The sequence below is a fragment of the Sphingobacterium sp. NGMCC 1.201703 genome, assembly GCF_047784615.1.
Taxonomy (GTDB): domain Bacteria; phylum Bacteroidota; class Bacteroidia; order Sphingobacteriales; family Sphingobacteriaceae; genus Sphingobacterium.
The window spans coordinates 155331-172833 of sequence record NZ_JBLOHD010000011.1 but is presented as its reverse complement, the minus strand read 5'-3'; the positions used below and the strand labels follow the sequence as shown (position 1 = coordinate 172833).

General features: G+C 40.2%; 15 protein-coding genes. 5 read left to right on the top strand and 10 right to left on the bottom strand.

The annotated features are described in order from the left end of the window. Positions 1-122: 122 nt before the first annotated feature. The 4 genes from ACK8HY_RS20935 to ACK8HY_RS20920 form a co-directional block, all read right to left on the bottom strand. Positions 123-1409: a chloride channel protein gene (locus tag ACK8HY_RS20935; protein WP_416134699.1), complete on the bottom strand. Its 1287-nt coding sequence runs from the start codon at positions 1407-1409 to the stop codon at positions 123-125. 169 nt (positions 1410-1578) lie between these two features. After that, complete coding sequence (locus ACK8HY_RS20930; RefSeq protein WP_416134698.1) at positions 1579-2037, bottom strand: GyrI-like domain-containing protein; 459 nt, start codon at positions 2035-2037, stop codon at positions 1579-1581. A gap of 120 nt (positions 2038-2157) precedes the next feature. Beyond that, a complete protein-coding gene (locus ACK8HY_RS20925) occupies positions 2158-3018 on the bottom strand; it encodes a DUF6265 family protein (RefSeq protein ID WP_416134697.1) in 861 nt (286 codons plus the stop codon). A 44-nt stretch (positions 3019-3062) separates the two neighbouring features. Then, on the bottom strand, positions 3063-3620 hold the full coding sequence (locus ACK8HY_RS20920; RefSeq protein ID WP_416134696.1) for a DUF4256 domain-containing protein: 558 nt from the start codon (positions 3618-3620) through the stop codon (positions 3063-3065). Positions 3621-3753: 133 nt separating this feature from the next. On the opposite strand from ACK8HY_RS20920, the gene ACK8HY_RS20915 reads away from it, so the two are divergent. After that, positions 3754-4638 carry a DUF808 domain-containing protein gene (locus ACK8HY_RS20915; RefSeq protein WP_416134695.1) on the top strand — a complete coding sequence of 295 codons (885 nt, stop codon included), beginning with the start codon at positions 3754-3756 and terminating at the stop codon, positions 4636-4638. 73 nt (positions 4639-4711) lie between these two features. On the opposite strand, the gene ACK8HY_RS20910 is transcribed toward ACK8HY_RS20915, so the two are convergent. The 3 genes from ACK8HY_RS20910 to acnA all read right to left on the bottom strand — a co-directional run bounded on the left by ACK8HY_RS20910 (position 4712) and on the right by acnA (position 9934). After that, positions 4712-6097 carry a WG repeat-containing protein gene (locus tag ACK8HY_RS20910; RefSeq protein ID WP_416134694.1) on the bottom strand — a complete coding sequence of 462 codons (1386 nt, stop codon included), beginning with the start codon at positions 6095-6097 and terminating at the stop codon, positions 4712-4714. Between the two features lie 198 nt (positions 6098-6295). Continuing rightward, on the bottom strand, positions 6296-6862 hold the full coding sequence (locus ACK8HY_RS20905; protein WP_077434036.1) for a pentapeptide repeat-containing protein: 567 nt from the start codon (positions 6860-6862) through the stop codon (positions 6296-6298). A 303-nt stretch (positions 6863-7165) separates the two neighbouring features. Beyond that, complete coding sequence (acnA, locus tag ACK8HY_RS20900) at positions 7166-9934, bottom strand: aconitate hydratase AcnA (protein ID WP_416134693.1); 2769 nt, start codon at positions 9932-9934, stop codon at positions 7166-7168. A 375-nt stretch (positions 9935-10309) separates the two neighbouring features. Between acnA and ACK8HY_RS20895 the strand changes: the two genes are divergently transcribed. The 4 genes from ACK8HY_RS20895 to ACK8HY_RS20880 all read left to right on the top strand — a co-directional run bounded on the left by ACK8HY_RS20895 (position 10310) and on the right by ACK8HY_RS20880 (position 14286). Then, on the top strand, positions 10310-10843 hold the full coding sequence (locus tag ACK8HY_RS20895; protein ID WP_416134692.1) for a TlpA family protein disulfide reductase: 534 nt from the start codon (positions 10310-10312) through the stop codon (positions 10841-10843). Between the two features lie 112 nt (positions 10844-10955). Further along, positions 10956-11900 (top strand): homoserine O-acetyltransferase MetA, encoded by a 945-nt coding sequence (gene metA / locus ACK8HY_RS20890; protein ID WP_416134691.1) that lies wholly within the window; start codon positions 10956-10958, stop codon positions 11898-11900. 67 nt (positions 11901-11967) lie between these two features. Beyond that, the gene (locus tag ACK8HY_RS20885; protein WP_139351030.1) at positions 11968-12177 is read left to right on the top strand and encodes a hypothetical protein; all 210 of its coding nucleotides are present in this window, start codon (positions 11968-11970) and stop codon (positions 12175-12177) included. A gap of 105 nt (positions 12178-12282) precedes the next feature. Further along, positions 12283-14286 (top strand): M13 family metallopeptidase, encoded by a 2004-nt coding sequence (locus tag ACK8HY_RS20880; protein ID WP_416134690.1) that lies wholly within the window; start codon positions 12283-12285, stop codon positions 14284-14286. A gap of 65 nt (positions 14287-14351) precedes the next feature. Here ACK8HY_RS20880 and ACK8HY_RS20875 read toward each other — a convergent pair whose 3' ends face one another. The 3 genes from ACK8HY_RS20875 to ACK8HY_RS20865 all read right to left on the bottom strand — a co-directional run bounded on the left by ACK8HY_RS20875 (position 14352) and on the right by ACK8HY_RS20865 (position 17423). Next, complete coding sequence (locus ACK8HY_RS20875; RefSeq protein ID WP_416134689.1) at positions 14352-15569, bottom strand: MFS transporter; 1218 nt, start codon at positions 15567-15569, stop codon at positions 14352-14354. A gap of 155 nt (positions 15570-15724) precedes the next feature. Beyond that, positions 15725-16684, bottom strand: coding sequence for a bifunctional metallophosphatase/5'-nucleotidase (locus ACK8HY_RS20870; RefSeq protein WP_416134688.1), 960 nt, complete (start codon positions 16682-16684; stop codon positions 15725-15727). Beyond that, the gene (locus ACK8HY_RS20865; protein WP_416134687.1) at positions 16662-17423 is read right to left on the bottom strand and encodes a 5'-nucleotidase C-terminal domain-containing protein; all 762 of its coding nucleotides are present in this window, start codon (positions 17421-17423) and stop codon (positions 16662-16664) included. Before ACK8HY_RS20865 ends, ACK8HY_RS20870 begins: the two co-directional genes overlap by 23 nt. Positions 17424-17503: the final 80 nt, after the last annotated feature.

The window sequence follows — 17503 nt, the reverse complement described above, 5'->3', positions numbered from 1 at the left end:
TTAGTGAATTTTGATCCTTTTTCTTGTTTGTTAGTATTTTCAAAGCTGTTGCCCAAATTTAATTTTGGTTTACATTTACAATTTTCAATTTGGAGACAGCCCCTTGAAGCCAATGCTGGCTGCTAGTTATGGGCGACTTCCTTGTAGGTATATACATTATAAGGATAGATCCTTTGGGCAAGTATTTTAGCGATGACACAGACCACCAATAAGGGTGCAAATAGTAGATAACCTGAAGGGACGATGCTGGCAATAATGAAAATTGCAGTAAATGGCGCATGGATGGCAGCAGAAAGCATCGCTGCGGCACCAAATAGCGCAAAATTAATGACAATAAGATGGGTGCCCAGATAGTGATTGCAAAGTTGCGCAAAAAGTACACCTAAAAGTGCGCCTGTGACAATACTGGGGGCGAAGACACCACCATCACCACCAGCCCCTAAGGTAAGTGCTGCTGCAAGCGGTTTTAACAGGACTAATAGCAGTAACGGCAGAAAGTAGAGCCAATTGATAGATCCATGTAAACTGCTTTCCAGGATCTCTCCGAGACCGTGATAGCTGTCGCCATATAGGGCAGGCAAAAAGAAGATCAGGATTCCCACTGTAACGGCTCCCAAATTGACCCGGATAAAATTATTCTTTATTCCGGCAAAGAAAGATTTTGCGTAGATCACAATTTTTGTGAAATACAAGGCTAATAGACCAGCGATTAAGCCTAGTACCACGATAAAAGGGACAGCCTGCCATTGCCATTGCTTCGCTGCAAAGTTGAACAAAGGATTGTTATCCATATAGTGTACGAATAGCGCGGCGACCAGCATGGAGCTGATGCCACTGATCAATAGTGTTTTGTTGTATTTTCTGGCGATGACTTCAAAGGCAAATAGCAAGCCCCCAAGCGCACTGCCGAATAATAGTGTTACACCGGCAATAACGCCCGCGCAGATCAGTTCTGTTTTATAGGCCCAAGCAGGGTGAAGACGCTTATAGGCCTGGTTTCCCACGGTGGCTGTGGCTACTACAGTAGAAACTTCAATCCCGGTTGATCCACCAAAAATAACGGTCAAAAAGCCGTTGATATAGTGGGATGGTATTTTGAAAAAAGGCAAATGATCCTTCCGGGTTTCCAGCGTTGTGTAAATTTCCTTGATTCCTTTGTTTTTCCGGTTTTGAAAAGCATACTTTCGTAGAAAATATATTGCCGTAATACCTACACTTGGTAAGAGGATAAATAGTCTAGGATCCCAGTTTAAAACGCCTTCAGCTATTTTTTCCTGTACATATCCGGTCATATGTTTCAGGCTATAAGCGAGTAGGCAACAAATCAGGCTTACCAAAACTGAACTTCCGATTAATTTTATGTAGCTGTATCGTACGATTTTCTTACGGTGGGCTGTGGTGTCCTGCATTTTAGTTTAATTAAATCGGCACAAAGGTAAAAGATATTTTGGCCAAAATAAATGCAAGAGAGGTCCGACATACGTTTTGTTACATTCACAGGGAAGTAAATAAAAATTGTCAGGGCTTCAACAGGTTTGAATGTTGTTGCCCTGACGAATAGTGTAACAGAATTCTTGACTATTGAAGCGCAATGAAAATATCAACCTTCGCCTGCTCTGGGTTTTGTGCTTTCTCACCGTATATTTCAAAATCTGCTGAAAATGCTCTTGGAAGACCGGCTTCCCAGATGTTTAACCAGGCATTGTAAACAATACCTGCCGCCAGGTTGCCTTCAGCCTCAACATGATGATACAGACTTTCTTCGATGCGTATGCCATCCATATCTTCCGGGAGATCATCAAGATGAGCAACCTTACAACCCAATAAGGTGGTGTAGGGTAAGGTGTGATCCCTTTCATATTCTGTGTAAACACAATAGAGCTCATTGGAAACTTTATTTGGAATCCTGCTCATGATATCGTTTTCAAAAAATCTGGCCCATAGTTCAGGAATATCTTTGGCGGCTTGATTATTCTGATTGCTTGTACGTATAGCAATTCCAATAATATTAAAAGAAGGGATAGATCTATTTTCCATGTGTTTTTATATTTTTCTCAAAAATAGATCTGACAGCTGACAGCAGTTTGTCATTAGTAAATGCTGGATCGAAAAAAAATGGTTCTTCCCAATGGACTCAAAATCTTATGCAGGCTAGTCTCAATGTGCTTTTTTCCATATTTTTTCAGAAAAAGGTAGGTATTCGGGTAATGCTGCTGAGCCGTACCAAGAATAGTATAAAGCTTCCAAAAGGCCATTTTTAATAGCCGGATCTGTCTGAAGTAGTTCTTTGGCCTGTTCAATTGTTGCGACCTTATTGAGGATAAAAAGACCTCGAAAGCCACTGTCATTTTTTCCAAATGGGCCGGCTACAATCAACTGCCCATTCTTGACCAAACGGCCGATGTTTTCCATATGTCCTTTAAAACTTTCGCTGATCAGTTGTTTATCTACGGTTTTGTTTTGGCCAGTTTTTAGCAGTACGAAAATATAACTTTTCATTCCATAATCGTCAGCGCCCAACTTGGCTGCTAAGTCGCGGTCATAATTGGGGTTGTCACCCGCACTGTCATTTTTTATTTTGTGGACATAAAAAGCATGTGGCTTTCCGGATTTCCCTTCAACTGAAATATGAATACGGTCTCCGGCAAGTTGTTTATAACGTATTCGATTGGGAAAATCGTGGCGCTCATTGACAAACGAATAGGTGCTATCCTTAAAAGTCAATTCGAAGTCTATTTCTTTTCCGTTATTTTGACCGATTACTAAAGCGGTATAAATAACTCTGTCGCCGACTTTTTTGATTTTCAGATACTCACTGACGATCTTTTGGTCATTTTTAATGCTGTAAGAAACACCCTTTAATTCACTGTCACTGATACGATCCCAGTGTTCATAGCGTTCTTTATCGGCTACTTTCCAGGTGCCCTGGAGAAATGCGGGAAAGGGGGATTGCGCGAATACTGATCGCGAAAGCAAAATGCAGATGAGGCTAAGCCATAAAATAATCGACTGTTTCATTTTGGATGTAATCTATTTTAAATTAGCTTGTTGTTCCTTGTGAATTAAACGTATAATACCGCCCGAAAGCCACGCGCCGCATAGTAGGAGATGGCACCATTGTGATAGGTAAAAACATGGTCATAACGTCGGTCACAGAATAGGGCGCCTCCGAGTTTACGGATATCGGCCGGTGTCTGTATCCAGCTTGAAGTTTTCAGGTCAAACTGCCCCAGTGTTTGTAACTGTCGATATTGTTCTTCCGTTAGCAATTCGACTCCCATCTGTTTAGCCATTTCCAGAGCGCTGCCTACAGGTTTATTTTCTTTTCTGGAGTCCAAAGCAGCTTGGTCGAAACATAGGCTTCTTCTTCCTTTTGGGGTTTCCTCGGCGCAGTCAACAAACAAATAAGCTGCATTAACCGGATCTATTCCAATAACATCAGGTTCGCCGCCACTCTGTTCCATTTGATGTAGGCTCCAGACCCTGGCCGGATTTTCTTCCAGTTTATGTTGTATATGTTCCCAAACAAGAAGCTGATGTCTGTTCATATTGGTCTCAAATCGCTGCTTTAGTACTTCGTATAATGCGGCCTGATCGGTAGCTGAAAGTGATTTTTTCATATTTGGTATAATTTGAATCTAAAATACACAATTAAAATAAATCTGTTTGTAGTCTATTATTGTCATTCAATTAAATTACTTATTTGGGAATTGAATTAAATTTATATTTTTACGTTCAAATTTTTAATAAAATATGGCTTCAGGAATATTTGCAATATTAGATGATATTGCGGCTTTAATGGATGATGTTGCAGTTGCTAGTAAGATAGCAACCAAAAAAACAGCTGGAATTTTGGGTGATGATTTGGCCGTGAATGCGGAAAAAGCGACCGGGTTCTTGGCATCTCGGGAATTGCCCGTTCTGTGGGCGATTACAAAAGGTTCACTTATCAATAAATTGATTATTGTCCCGATCGCATTGTTATTGAATGTCTTTTTTCCGATCGCCATCAAATATATCTTGATCTTGGGTGGATTTTATCTGGCCTTCGAAGGGGTAGAAAAGATTATTGAGTATTTGTTTCATCGTAAACATCAGGAGGGCGAATCTAAGGTTGAGGAGGTTATTGAGGAGAATGATATGGAGGCTGAAAAGTCAAAGATCAAGGCAGCTATTACGACTGATTTTATTCTTTCTGTAGAAATTGTGATTATTGCATTGGGGACGGTACTTGATAAAAGTCTGAGTTTGCAAATCATTACCGTCTGTGTGGTTGCTTTACTTGCGACAGTTGGTGTATACGGCATTGTGGCATTGATCGTCAGAATGGATGATGCTGGATATAAGTTGATTAAAAGCGGGAAAGAAAAAGGTCCGTTGGCCAGTTTAGGTAGATTACTGGTTCGCGCTCTGCCTTTTATTATCAAATTGTTGGCTGTGGTAGGTACGATTGCCTTGATTTTGGTTTCGGGAGGTATCTTTTCCCATTATATAGATTTCCTACATCATGCCTTGCCTAATTTCCCAGGTATGGTTAAAGAGCTCTTGTTCGGTTTGGGAGGCGGTATTATCGCTGTGTTACTTTTTACGGTAGGTAAGAAAATTTTCGGCAAGAAGAAAGCGGTAAGCACAAATTAATAGCGCAAATAAGTAAAACAATAGGGGTTGGTAATATTACCAACCCTTATTTTTTTGAATGCCTTGTTAGGCCTTAGATTTCTTCGGCTGCTGCTTCAGCAGCTGCATCCAATTCAACCTGTTCCCCTTTTGTATTGATTAGAATGACGTCATCTGAACCTTCTTTTGTAACGGATGCTATGCCGTCGCTAAATGCTGTAGCACCGCTGTAGATAAAAGGAATGGCAATTTTTCCCTGATCATTTAAATAGCCGTATTTGCCGTCTTTACTCGCAAGGAAAAGATTCGGCTCTTCGGTTACTGAAATAAAATCATAAGCGGGGGCTAATGCTTTGTTTGTTTTAATATCAATGAGACTATATTTGTCATTTTCGACACTAATGAAATGGGTGCCATTATTTTCAGAAATGAAACTATAACTAGCCGGTACAATGATTTTCCCAGCTTGATTTAAAATACCATATTTTTCATTTTGCTGAAAAACGGCATAACCACCATTGATAAAGGAGATCATATCGTAATTTGCTGGGATAAGGACTTTACCTACCTTGTCAAGTAGGCCATATTTTTCATTAAGGCCGAATAGAAATTGTCCCGAATTATCGTCATAGCTTAAATATTCGTATCGAAAGGGGATAATGGCTTTTCCTGCAAGATTGATTGCGCCATATTTCTCATCTTTAAATTGCACCACACTGATTTCACCTACAAATGGTGTAATGTAATGATATTGAGCCGGTACGACGATTTTCTGCGCATTATCTTGCAATCCCATAAGACCTGAAGTACTATCTTCAAATAGGTATAAATTTTCGGCCATTTGATTGCTTTCCTCACCTTCCTGGTCTTCTTCGTAGATCGATTCCACTTGATCATAGTCCTCGGGAACGATAAAGTCATTATCATTTAACTGACTGTTAGCTACACTTTGTGCTACAATATCCACACCCAGAGGTGTGGTTACCTGAAGCACAGCCCCAGGAATTTTTTTGAAGATATCAAATCCTTCCCAATAGATAACTGGTAGCTTCTCGCTGTACCAGATGGACAAGTTGGTATTACCTTCGATATCTTCGATATTCGGGAGCTCAATCTGTGCCAGTTTGCAAGCATAACCCGCAATGGTTTTAGTTTGACCGGGAACCAATTTTATAGAGAAGGAAGTTGCTTCATCTTCGTGCACGATGTATTTCGATAAAGACGGATAAAGGATGGTTGATTTATCTTCATTCTTTTTCGCAAGAAAAATGGACTCTTGTCCCTCCGTCGAAGAAATGACTTTTATCTTGTCGTTACTGACATAGGCTTCATACAGCGACACAGGGGATTCTTGTTCCGAAGCTTCACTGTTGTTTGCGAATACGATGGCGTAATTAATTTTAAACGCTTTATTGACCTGCCCGAAGGATATTGTACTAGTAGCCAATAAAATTGCGAATGATAAGAATGTTTTTTTCATCTATATAAATTTGCTTTTTAGTGGTGAAGAAGCGATCATGAACCCATATACATAGGAATATTCACTATAATAAGGTCATTATCCTTTCATCTACCTAAAATTGATAAGCAAATATGATGATTTAGAGCAGGCTCTTTTATCCCTGAAATCCGTTATTTCGTAATTTATCGCTAGAGATTTCTTCTGGAATGCTCTCCATCAATCGATCAGCAATTGATATTTGCTTAGCAAGCCGGGCAGTTGTTCTGATTCAAATTTGCTCTTTTTCATACGATTGTTTTCTGGATCCAGCTGGATATTAACTGAGGTACGAAAATCACAGCCTTCCAGATTGCATTGTTCAAATCGGGCACGGAGAAAGTCGCAATCTTTAAAGATCACCTGTTGAAGGTTTGCTTTTTCAAAATCGACATGCTGTAGTGAACACTGGTCAAATTTGAATTTTTTCATATTCCGTTCGAAAAAAGAAGCATAGTCGAGCGTGCTATTTTTCACTTCGATATGGAAAGCGAATGAGCTACATTCGTTGAACTGTATGCCCAACATCTTACAGTCCTGAAAAACGATATGATCCAATTGGGTTCCCTGGAGCTTAATGTTGGATAAATTACAGGATTTAAATTGACAATCTGTAAAGATCATGTCTACCAATGCGGCATTTTGGAAATCGCAATATTCAAATGTGCATTTATAAAATTCTTTAATTTGCTGCAATTCACTATTGAAGCTTACTTTAGAAATCGTCTGTTTTACCAGTTCATCCATGATTTATCCTTCTACGTAAATATTGTGATCGATAGCCTGCGAAAATACATTTTTAGGCTCGATAATGGAAGCATAGCTGACATAATTGCTTATTTTGCCGAAAAAAAACACCTGACTTCAGGGAGTAAAAACGATTGTTATGGGATGTAACTTTGGAGCAGTTGCCGAACAATATTGTATGTTGGCCGGAAATATTTTCCATTGAAACTCTGGTAGGTTTTATATAGGTTGTGGAAAGGGGCATAGTTTTTATCTTGCCCCTTTTTATCTGTAAAATGTGCTGTTAGTCAGTTGGATTTATTATTAATTGTTCTTCAAATATTGTCTTAGCACATATTGTAATATACCATCATTCTTGAAATATTCAATTTCGATGGCAGAATCTAATCTTGCTTTGACTTGAAATGTTGTCGTGTTCCCGTTGTCATGTACAGCTTTTACGTCTAGCAGTTTATGTGGTATTAGTTCTTTTGCTAAGCCGGTGATGGAATAGACTTCAGTGCCATCAAGTCCAAGTGTTTCTGCATTTTCTCCATTGATAAAGACTAATGGAGCGACACCCATACCGACAAGATTACTTCGATGTATACGTTCAAAACTTTCGGCAATTACGGCCCGTACACCAAGGAGAAAAGTCCCTTTGGCTGCCCAGTCACGGGACGAGCCCGATCCATATTCTTTTCCCGCTAAGACAATTAAAGGTGTATCTGTTTTGCGATACTCCATTGCCGTATCGTATACTGTTTTAACCTCATTCGTTGGGAAATACCTGCTATAGCCACCTTCCCGGTCTGTAATTTTATTTTTAATCCGCACATTGGCGAAGGTGCCACGCATCATGACTTCATGATTGCCCCGTCTGGAGCCATAGGAGTTGAAGTCTTCTTTGTTGACCTGGTGCAACTTGAGGTATTTTCCAGCAGCAGTATCTTCTTTAAAAGATCCGGCCGGAGAAATATGGTCTGTGGTGACTGAGTCGCCCAAATAAAGTAAGACTCTTGCGTCCTGGATGTCCTGAATAGGTGCCGGAACTGCCTGCAAGTTTTCAAAAAATGGAGATTCTTTGATGTATGTCGATGTGTCATCCCATTGATAATTCTGATCAAGATTGACTTCCAGATCCTGCCAATCCGTAGAACCGTCAAAGATGACGTCGTAGACCTCTTGGAAATCAGATTGTTTGACGCATTCGTTGACTGTTTTCATAATTTCTTCACGACTTGGCCAGATATCTTTCAAATAAACGGGCTGTCCATTCGGATCATAATCCAGCGGGTCTTCCATCAAATTGATATCCACGCGGCCAACAAGGGCATAGGCAACAACCAGCATCGGAGACATTAGGAAATTCATTTTTACCTGTGGGTGAACCCTTGCTTCAAAGTTTCTATTCCCTGACAATACTGAGGCAACGATCAATTCCCCTTTCTCCACTGCTTCTGCAATTTGTGGTGGGAGTGGACCTGAATTACCGATACAGGAAGTACATCCGTAGCCTACAGTGTGGAATCTGAGTGCATTAAGATCTGCATTGAGCCCCGATCGTTCCAGGTACTGTGTGACTACTTTCGATCCTGGTGCCAAGGAGGTCTTTACCCATGATTTTGTCCGTAACCCACGTTCAATAGCATTTCTGGCCAATAGCCCAGCGCCAATCATGACTGTTGGATTAGACGTATTCGTACAGCTTGTAATTGCAGCAATAGCGATACTACCGTCACTAACAATATATTCCTTGTGATTGTGTTTGATGCGTACAGCATGTATGGACTCCGAAATGACTTGATGTGGTGAATCATGTTCTACAGGTACTTTCCCAAAAGTAAATTCGGTACCCGAGCCGCCATCTGCCAACCAGGCTGATTCGGAACGTTGTGGCATCGGTACGTATTGTCTATGGTGTTCGCTATCAAGAAGCTGTGAAAACTTATTGTTTAAATCCTTGACCAAAATTTTGTCCTGTGGACGTTTGGGGCCCGAAACTGTGGGTTCGAGTGTACTTAGATCGAATTCGACAACGGCAGAGTATAAGATCTGTTCTTTTCCTGTGCGCCAAAGCAGATTTTGTTTGCAGTACTCTTCCACAATCTTGATTTCCTGCTCGGTTCTATTGGTGCTATGCATATATTCCAATGTGCGGTCATCTATCGGAAAATAGGTGACCGTACAGCCAAATTCTGGCGACATGTTGGAGATGGTGGCCCGGTCTGTTACAGAAAGGGTATCTAATCCTTCCCCAAAGACTTCGACAAATTTTCCGACAACACCTTTATCCCGTAGAATTTTGGTGATGGAAAGAACCATATCCGTAGCTGTACAGATATCGGGAATACTACCCGTCAGCTTAAGTCCGATAACCTCTGGACAGGTGAAGAAAATGGGTTGTCCCAACATTGCTGCTTCGGCTTCGATACCGCCAACACCCCAACCCAGGACACCGATACCATTAACCATAGGCGTATGGGAGTCTGTACCGACTAAGGTATCCGGAAATAACCAATTATCACGGGAAATAACACCTTTGGCGAGATATTCTAGATTTACCTGATGGCAAATTCCCATCCCCGGAGGAACAACAGTGAAATTTTTTAAGCCTTTTTGGGCCCATTTCAGAAGCTCATACCGCTCACGGTTGCGTTCATATTCCAATGTTACATTTTTGTCGTAGGAATACTCGGTGCCAAAATAATCCACCTGTACGGAATGGTCAATAACCAGGTCTACTGGGATCGCTGGGTTAATTTTTTGGCCATCCTTGCCATGCCGAACAAATTCCGCCCGTAAAGAGGCCATATCTACCACCGCAGGGACACCGGTAAAGTCCTGCATGAGAATGCGCGCTGGCTTGAATGGGATATCTTTATCGACAGGCTGAGGTGTCCAGTTGATTAATGTGCTGACATGCTCATCCGTGATACTAAATCCATCATAATTACGTAGCACATTCTCCAGGAGAATCCGAATACTGAAGGGCAGGTGCCCGATCTCACCTTCAGGCAGATTTCTTAGCGAACTATACTGATAAACTTTTCCATTGATCTCGATTTCCTGGATTGATTTTTCCTTGCTCATATTGATTTACTTATTATATAGTATATAATAATCATATCTGCCAATTTGTTTGTAATAACTTTTAGACAGATCACGGCAATCGATCGGTCGTTTCACCAAAAAAAATGGGATTGTGAATAAATCGCCATTTGGTTTTGTTGGGTTTAGATCCCCGTTGGACAACTTATTATGTCTTTATTTTATAGTTGGTTGCTTTTGTTAAAAGACAGTTTAAAATCAGCTTGATGTATTTAAATCTTCAAGTTTAGCCTTTTGTTGGCATGGAGTTTTAGTTAAAATGCTAGGATAAATTAAATTTTATTGTAGTTTGGCCTGATGAACACAATCAATTTATACAATAAACGTTGATTGTGTGTCCTTCATGAAAGAAACAATATGCAAAGAAAAAATAGAATTGGATCTGTTACGATCAGCATCTTATTGTTGTTGGCATCTGCCTACACATCTTGTTATGCGTATGGAAATGATCCGACAACACATCCTAGCTTGCGCCTTAAGTATGAGGAAGTCAGTTTCAAAGATAGTAGGGGCAGGGTGATTTCGTTAAACCAGCTCAAGGGTAAAGTTGTTTTGATCAATTTTTGGGCGACGTGGTGTCCACCTTGTTTAGCAGAAATGCCCTCTCTGGATAAACTATATAAAGATTTTCAAGGGAATAGCCGAATAATATTTCTGTCAGTGGACGTTGACGGTAACCTGAAGTCTTCGGAGAAGTTTTTAAAGAAAAGAAAATATAGTCTTCCGGTCTATCAGTTAAACTCTGCATTACCAAAAGATCTTCTTACGACGAGTATTCCCACAACCATCATTATAGATAAAGCAGGCAAATTGGTCAATAAGCACGTGGGCGGGATGAATTTTGGCTCGACGAAGTTTCAAAAGGCCCTACGACAATTGACCGAAGAATGATCTGAATGGGAAAAGTTATGATTTGATGCAAACTTAAATTTGCGGTTTCATTTAGTATTCTGCCATTTTCTTGTTAATTTTGCATGCTAATTGTATAAGGAGAAATTTATATATGCCAGTCAAACTTCCTAATAACCTTCCTGCGATCGAGCTTTTAAAAAAGGAGAATATCTTTGTAATGAGTGATCTAAGGGCAAATGAGCAGGATATTCGACCATTACGTGTGTTGGTCCTCAATCTGATGCCGCTTAAGATCACAACAGAGACCGATTTTATCCGCTTACTTTCCAATAATCCTTTGCAAGTTGAGATGGAGTTCCTTCGATTGGAAACTCACGTTTCAAAAAACACACCCGAGGAACACTTAGAGATGTTTTATAAAAGCCTAAGTGAAGTGAAGGAGAATTTTTATGATGGTATGATCATCACAGGAGCTCCGGTTGAAATGGTCAGATTTGAAGAGGTAACCTATTGGAATGAAATTCAGACGATATTTGACTGGGCAAGAACGCATGTAACTTCAAGTTTGTATATCTGCTGGGCGTCACAAGCCGCATTATATCATTTTTATGATGTGGAGAAAAAACCTTTGGATGAGAAGCTTTTTGGTGTATTCAAACATACGGCTCTCGACAAAAGACATCCGTTGTTTCGTGGATTTGACGATGAGTTTTTTATTCCCCATAGCCGGCATACAACCATTGAAAAAGATGATCTGCTTGCTAAAAATGAGGTAGAAATTCTTTCGGAGTCTCTTGAAGCGGGTATTGCCATCGCATCCTCCCGTGGTGGTCGTGAATTTTACCTGACTGGTCATTCTGAGTACGCACCATTTACTTTGGATGAAGAATATAAAAGGGATTTGGAGAAAGGTCAGACTATTCGTATGCCAGCAAACTACTATAGAGATGATAATCCGGAAAATCAACCTTTGGTGCGTTGGACGAGCCATGCGAACTTGTTATTTAATAATTGGCTCAACTATTTTGTATACCAGGAAACGCCTTTTGATTTAAAAGATGTCGTTCATCTGGGTGAGATCAGACAAAAAGACTGAATACAAATTTTATCTTAAGCAAACAAAATAGGCTGGCGGAGCATTCTATCTATATAAGGTAGATCATATGAAAAGAATGTTTTTACTGTTTTGTTTGCTATTTTCCATTATTAAACTTCATGCAGAGGTGCCGATTGAAGAAAATCAAAAGCTCAAGGAGGCAAACGGCACGTTGTGGTATGCCAACCCCTGGATTTGGCTGGGTGGAGTGGCACTTTTCCTAGTGATTTTCCTTCTTTTGCTCCGTAAATCAACACAAAACAAAACACAGACATAGGTTAATATATATTACTTCAATTGTCTGCAAAACTATGTTTTGTATTAGGAACAATAGCAAAACTTTTCTTAAGTTTGTTTAGATACATAACAAACTAAAATTTATATGAAGAGAAATATACTTTTGGCTGCTTTGTTGGCATGTGGTTCTTTGGCCGGCCATGCGCAAAATAATGCAATCAATGTAAATTACATGGATAAAAGTGTTCGTCCACAGGATGATTTCTACAATTTTGTGAATGGTCAATGGATGAAAACGGTTAAAATTCCGTCTGATAAGGCACGTTGGGGTTCTTTTGATGAGCTGCGTGAAAATACAGACATCGCTACATTGAAAGTGTTGCAGGAATCATTATCGGGACAATTTACAAAAGGAACTGATAACCAAAAAATAGGGGATCTTTACCGTTCTTTTGTAGATATGAAGACGCGTGATAAATTGGGATTAGAACCTGTTCAGCCCTATTTGACAAAAATTACTGCGATCAAGAATTTTGACGATCTTTATAAATACCTGGTCGAGGTGGCACCTATCGGAGGAAACCCTTTCTTTGGTGGATATGTATATGCGCATCTCAAAAATTCTAATGTCAACACGGTTTATTTGGGCGGTGGGAGTCTAGGCTTAGGCCGTTCTTATTATCAGGTTAAGGATCAAAAAAATGAACAGACATTAAAGGATTATTCGGAATATATTTCCGCGCTTTATGCCAAATCCGGGCAACGTACAAGAGATCTTAAAGGTCCTAAAATTGTTGCATTTGAAAAAGAATTGGCTGCTAATCTAAAAACTGTAGAACAGTCGCGTGACGCGAATGGCCGCTATAATCCGGTGGCGGTTGCTGATTTGAAAAAGATGGTAAAAAACGTCGACATTGCTAAATATCTAAGCGATGTAGGATTCAAAGCGGATACTGTTATTGTACCCGAACTAAAATACTATGAAAATTTAGATAAGATCTTCAATCCGGCGAACCTTCCGATTATTAAAGATATCTTGACATTTCATTTATTAAATACCGCTGCATCGTATACAACTCAGGAATTAAATGACCTTTCGTTTGATTTCTGGGGCCGTAAGTTAAAAGGGCAGAAGGAACAACGCGCACTGGACAAAAGAGGAGTAGAATTTGTTAATTCTATCGCTGGAGAACTTTTGGGCAAACTATATGTAAAAGAGAATTTTCCGCCAAAAGCCAAAGCCGATGCGGAGGAGTTAGTAAGTTACCTTGTAAAGGCATTTGGACAGCACATCAATGGTCTAACATGGATGTCTGCAGATACAAAAGTGAAGGCGCTGGAAAAGTTGTCGAAGTTTAAAGTGAAAATTGGTTATCCGGACAAATGGAAGGATTATAGCAAACTTGATATCGGAACATCACTTTACGATAATGTTTTATCATCCAGCAGATGGGCCTTTTATGAGAACCTTGCAAAACAGGGTAAGCCAGTTGATAAATCTGAATGGGGAATGACACCACAGACCGTCAATGCTTATTATAGTCCACTTTTTAACGAAATTGTATTCCCCGCAGCAATTCTACAGCCGCCATTCTATGATTATAAAGCAGATGCGGCCGTGAATTTTGGTGGCATCGGTGCAGTCATAGGACATGAGTTATCTCATGGTTTTGATGATCAGGGTGCAAAGTATGATGGTAATGGAAATTTGAACAACTGGTGGACTGATGGTGATAAGGCTAAATTTGAAGCTGCAGCGGACGCGTTGGTCAAACAATTTGAGGCTTATGAACCAGTTCCTGGAGTTTTTGTAAATGGTCGTTTCACTTTAGGTGAGAATATTGGTGATTTGGGTGGTTCTTCTGTCGCTTTCGATGCACTACAACTGTATTTAAAAGACAAAGGAAATCCTGGATTAATCGATGGTTTTACACAGAATCAGCGTTTCTTCCTTTCCTGGGCTACCATTTGGAGAACCAAGACAACAGATGAATTTGTTGTGAACCAGGTGAAAACAGATCCACATTCTCCGGCGCAATATCGTGCTTTCGCGCCAATCATCAATTTGGATGCATTCCATGCTGCTTGGGAAACGAAAGATGGTGATAAAATGTTTATCCCTACGGATAAACGTATTAAAATCTGGTAGGGAAATCCACCGATCTTATTTAAAAGATAAAAGGGACATTTCATTTGAAATATCCCTTTTATTTTTTATCTCATCCATTTCAGCACAAGGTAAAAACCGAGTCCTGTAAGGGAGAGGGTCAGTGCTGTGGCCCACCACAATGTTGTAAAGCCAAAGGAGTCGACAATAGAAGTTCCAAGCAGCGGTGAAAAGATATTTGCTGCAGAGAAAGCGAGTGAGTTGAATCCCATGTATGCTCCCTGAGTTTTGGGCGTAGAACGATTGACCGATACGGTTGCCATAAAGGGTAGTGTTAGCATTTCCCCGAGACCGAAGATGAAAAATGTGAAATATAGCCAGCCAAGTCCTCCCATATAGTTTAACATGGCATAGGAGAGCGCACATAAAATCGTTCCAAACACCAGGGTGCTGATCAGCGAAAACCTCTTTTCGGCAACATGGACGACAAACATCTCCAATAAAACGATCACAAAACCACTCCAACCCAGTAGAAATCCGATCTGATGATCGTCCAAGTGGTGTACTTCGCGATAAAATATAGGTAAGGTCGTAATGAGCTGGAAAAAGCAGAACGAGAAAATGCAGCAGAATATATTAAATAATATAAAGGGAACGTCGGTGTATGGATTACGACTTTGTTTTACGGTTAGATTGCCGTCTACCAATGCTTCTTTTTTTGCTTTTACATCTGTTCTTTTTTGCCTTTTATTAAAAAAGATAAAGAAAATCACAGCGGCACACATCACTGCAAAGGAATTTCCATAGAATATCCAGTTAAACGAGATCGTCGCCAGAAAACCTGCGACAGCGGGACCGATTGAAAAACCCAGATTAATCGCTAAACGATTGAGTGAAAAGGCTCGGGTAATGTTCTCCGGTTTAGCGTAACTGGCCACTGAAACAGAGTTTGCAGGTCTAAATGCATCAAAAATTAGACTTAATGTAAAGATCATGACAGACAGGGATTGAACCTCTTTAAATAAGGGAATCAACAGAAATAGGGGCGAGGCCAATACTAAACTTCCGAATTGTACCTTAAAGCTGCCAATCCGATCTGTCAACCATCCACCGATGTAGGAGCCGCAAACGGAGCCTATGCCATAGCTCATTAGTACGATCCCAACTTGTTTGATATCAAAATGAAGGACCTGTGTCATATAGAGTCCAAGGAAAGGGATGACCATACTTCCCATTCTGTTGATCAACATAACAACTGCCAAGAGCCATGCGGCCTGTGAAAGGCCTTTGAAGGAGTCCAAGTATATGGATATGATTTTTTTCATGCAAATAATTTGCTTTTTTAAAGCTGGTCATTTATGATGAGCGTTTCCATTTTTCCGGTATGGGCTGGTTTTGGCTCACAAAAACTTCAACGGATTCTGTCAAAAAAATGCCAAATTGATTTGGTCAATTTGGCATCTATTATAAATGGATAATATTATGCCAGTTGCGATTCTGCTATTGACGGGTTTACCTGATAGGTGCTTGCTATCATCTGCTTTTTGCCTGATCCCGGTTCCATAATAAAATCGATGCGACCAAGATTGATACCCGCAAAACCAACCTGGTTGACCACGGTCTGCGTACCTTTTAAATTTGTGACCAAGGTCGGTTCATTTAAAAAAGTATGGGTGTGCCCGCCAATGATCAGATCGATATCTGATGTTTTGGCTGCCAGAACCAGATCTGAAACTTTATCATTCTCATATTGATAACCGAGGTGTGAAAGACAGATAACAAGGTCGCACTTATGTTTTTCTTTCAGGATTTTAACGATTTTGTTGGATATCTCAATCGGATCCAGGTATTTCATCCCTTTATAATTATTGGGATCTACCAAACCTTCGATATCAACCCCCAGCCCAAACACACCTACCTTGATACCGCCCTTATGAAAGATTGTATAATCCTGGGTCTTTCCTTCAAGTACGGTACCTTTGAAATCATAGTTGGCAGTCAGAAATGGAAATTTGGCGTGATCTAGATATTTCACGAGTCCATCCAGGCCATTATCGAATTCATGGTTGCCAAATGTCCCTGCGTCGTATCGCAATTTGGTCATCAGATCGAGCTCTAATTTACCGCCAAAGAGGTTGAAATAGGGCGTTCCCTGAAACATATCACCTGCATCCAATAATAGTAGATTATTTTCCTCGCTACGGATCTTATTGATCAGTGTGCTACGGCGAGCTACACCACCCAGTCCCTGATACTTACCACCATCCATTGGAAATGGCTCAATGCGACTATGCACATCATTGGTATGTAAAATGGTCAATTTGATCTTTTTACTTTTTGCCGCTGCCTGAAAAGGTAAGGAACCCAATGCAAGTGCTGCAGAAAATCCACCGGCCTGTTTGATAAAGGTTCTCCGATTAATTGATTTTAATTCTTCCATCTAATTCCGCATTTACTTGTTTACCTGCTTTTGTTAATTCACTTACATATTCTATCAAACCTTCACGCATCCGTTGGGGATAGTTGGTTCTAGCGATCGATTGTGTCAATAGGACGAGATTATCGCCACCATTGGCCAGATAATCATAGGTGACGAGTTTGTATGTTTTATTGTCATCTATTGCCTGTCCTTTAATTTTGATCTCCTGTACCTTATTTCCCGTTATTGTTAAGGTCATACCTGCAATAGGCTGGCCGTGTGTTGTTGCGATATAGTCAGCAAGCTGGCGTATCTGGCTGCCTTTTAGTTCAATAATCGTCAATGTATTTTCAAAGGGCATGACTTCAAAGATATGTCCTACCGTGATATTCCCAGCTTTGAGATCATTGCGAATTCCGCCTTTTGTTGCAAAGGCAAGGTCGGCGGGATTGTGGGCAAAATGGTCACTCATCCATAACAATGCTTCACAAAAGAAATTACCCATTAATGTTTCAGGGGTCTTCTCTTTTGTCAATGCCTTATTGGCATGTCCGATAACGCGGTTCATTTCAGTTTCCATTTTTTGCTTGAATGGTTCATAGATGGAAACGATGGTGGGATCTGCTTGTACGTCCTTGTTAATTTGGTATTGTTTGAAGTCCTTTTGTGTAGGGTGGAGTTGCTTTGAACAACCCGTAACCATCAAAAGCGCAGCTACTCCAAAACTACCCATAAAGGCAATTTGCTTTGATATATTCATTCTAGTTAGTTTAGCCAAATACTAGGGCAAAGTTAGCCAATTTAATATGAAGAAATCTTATTCATCCTGGTCTAATTTTG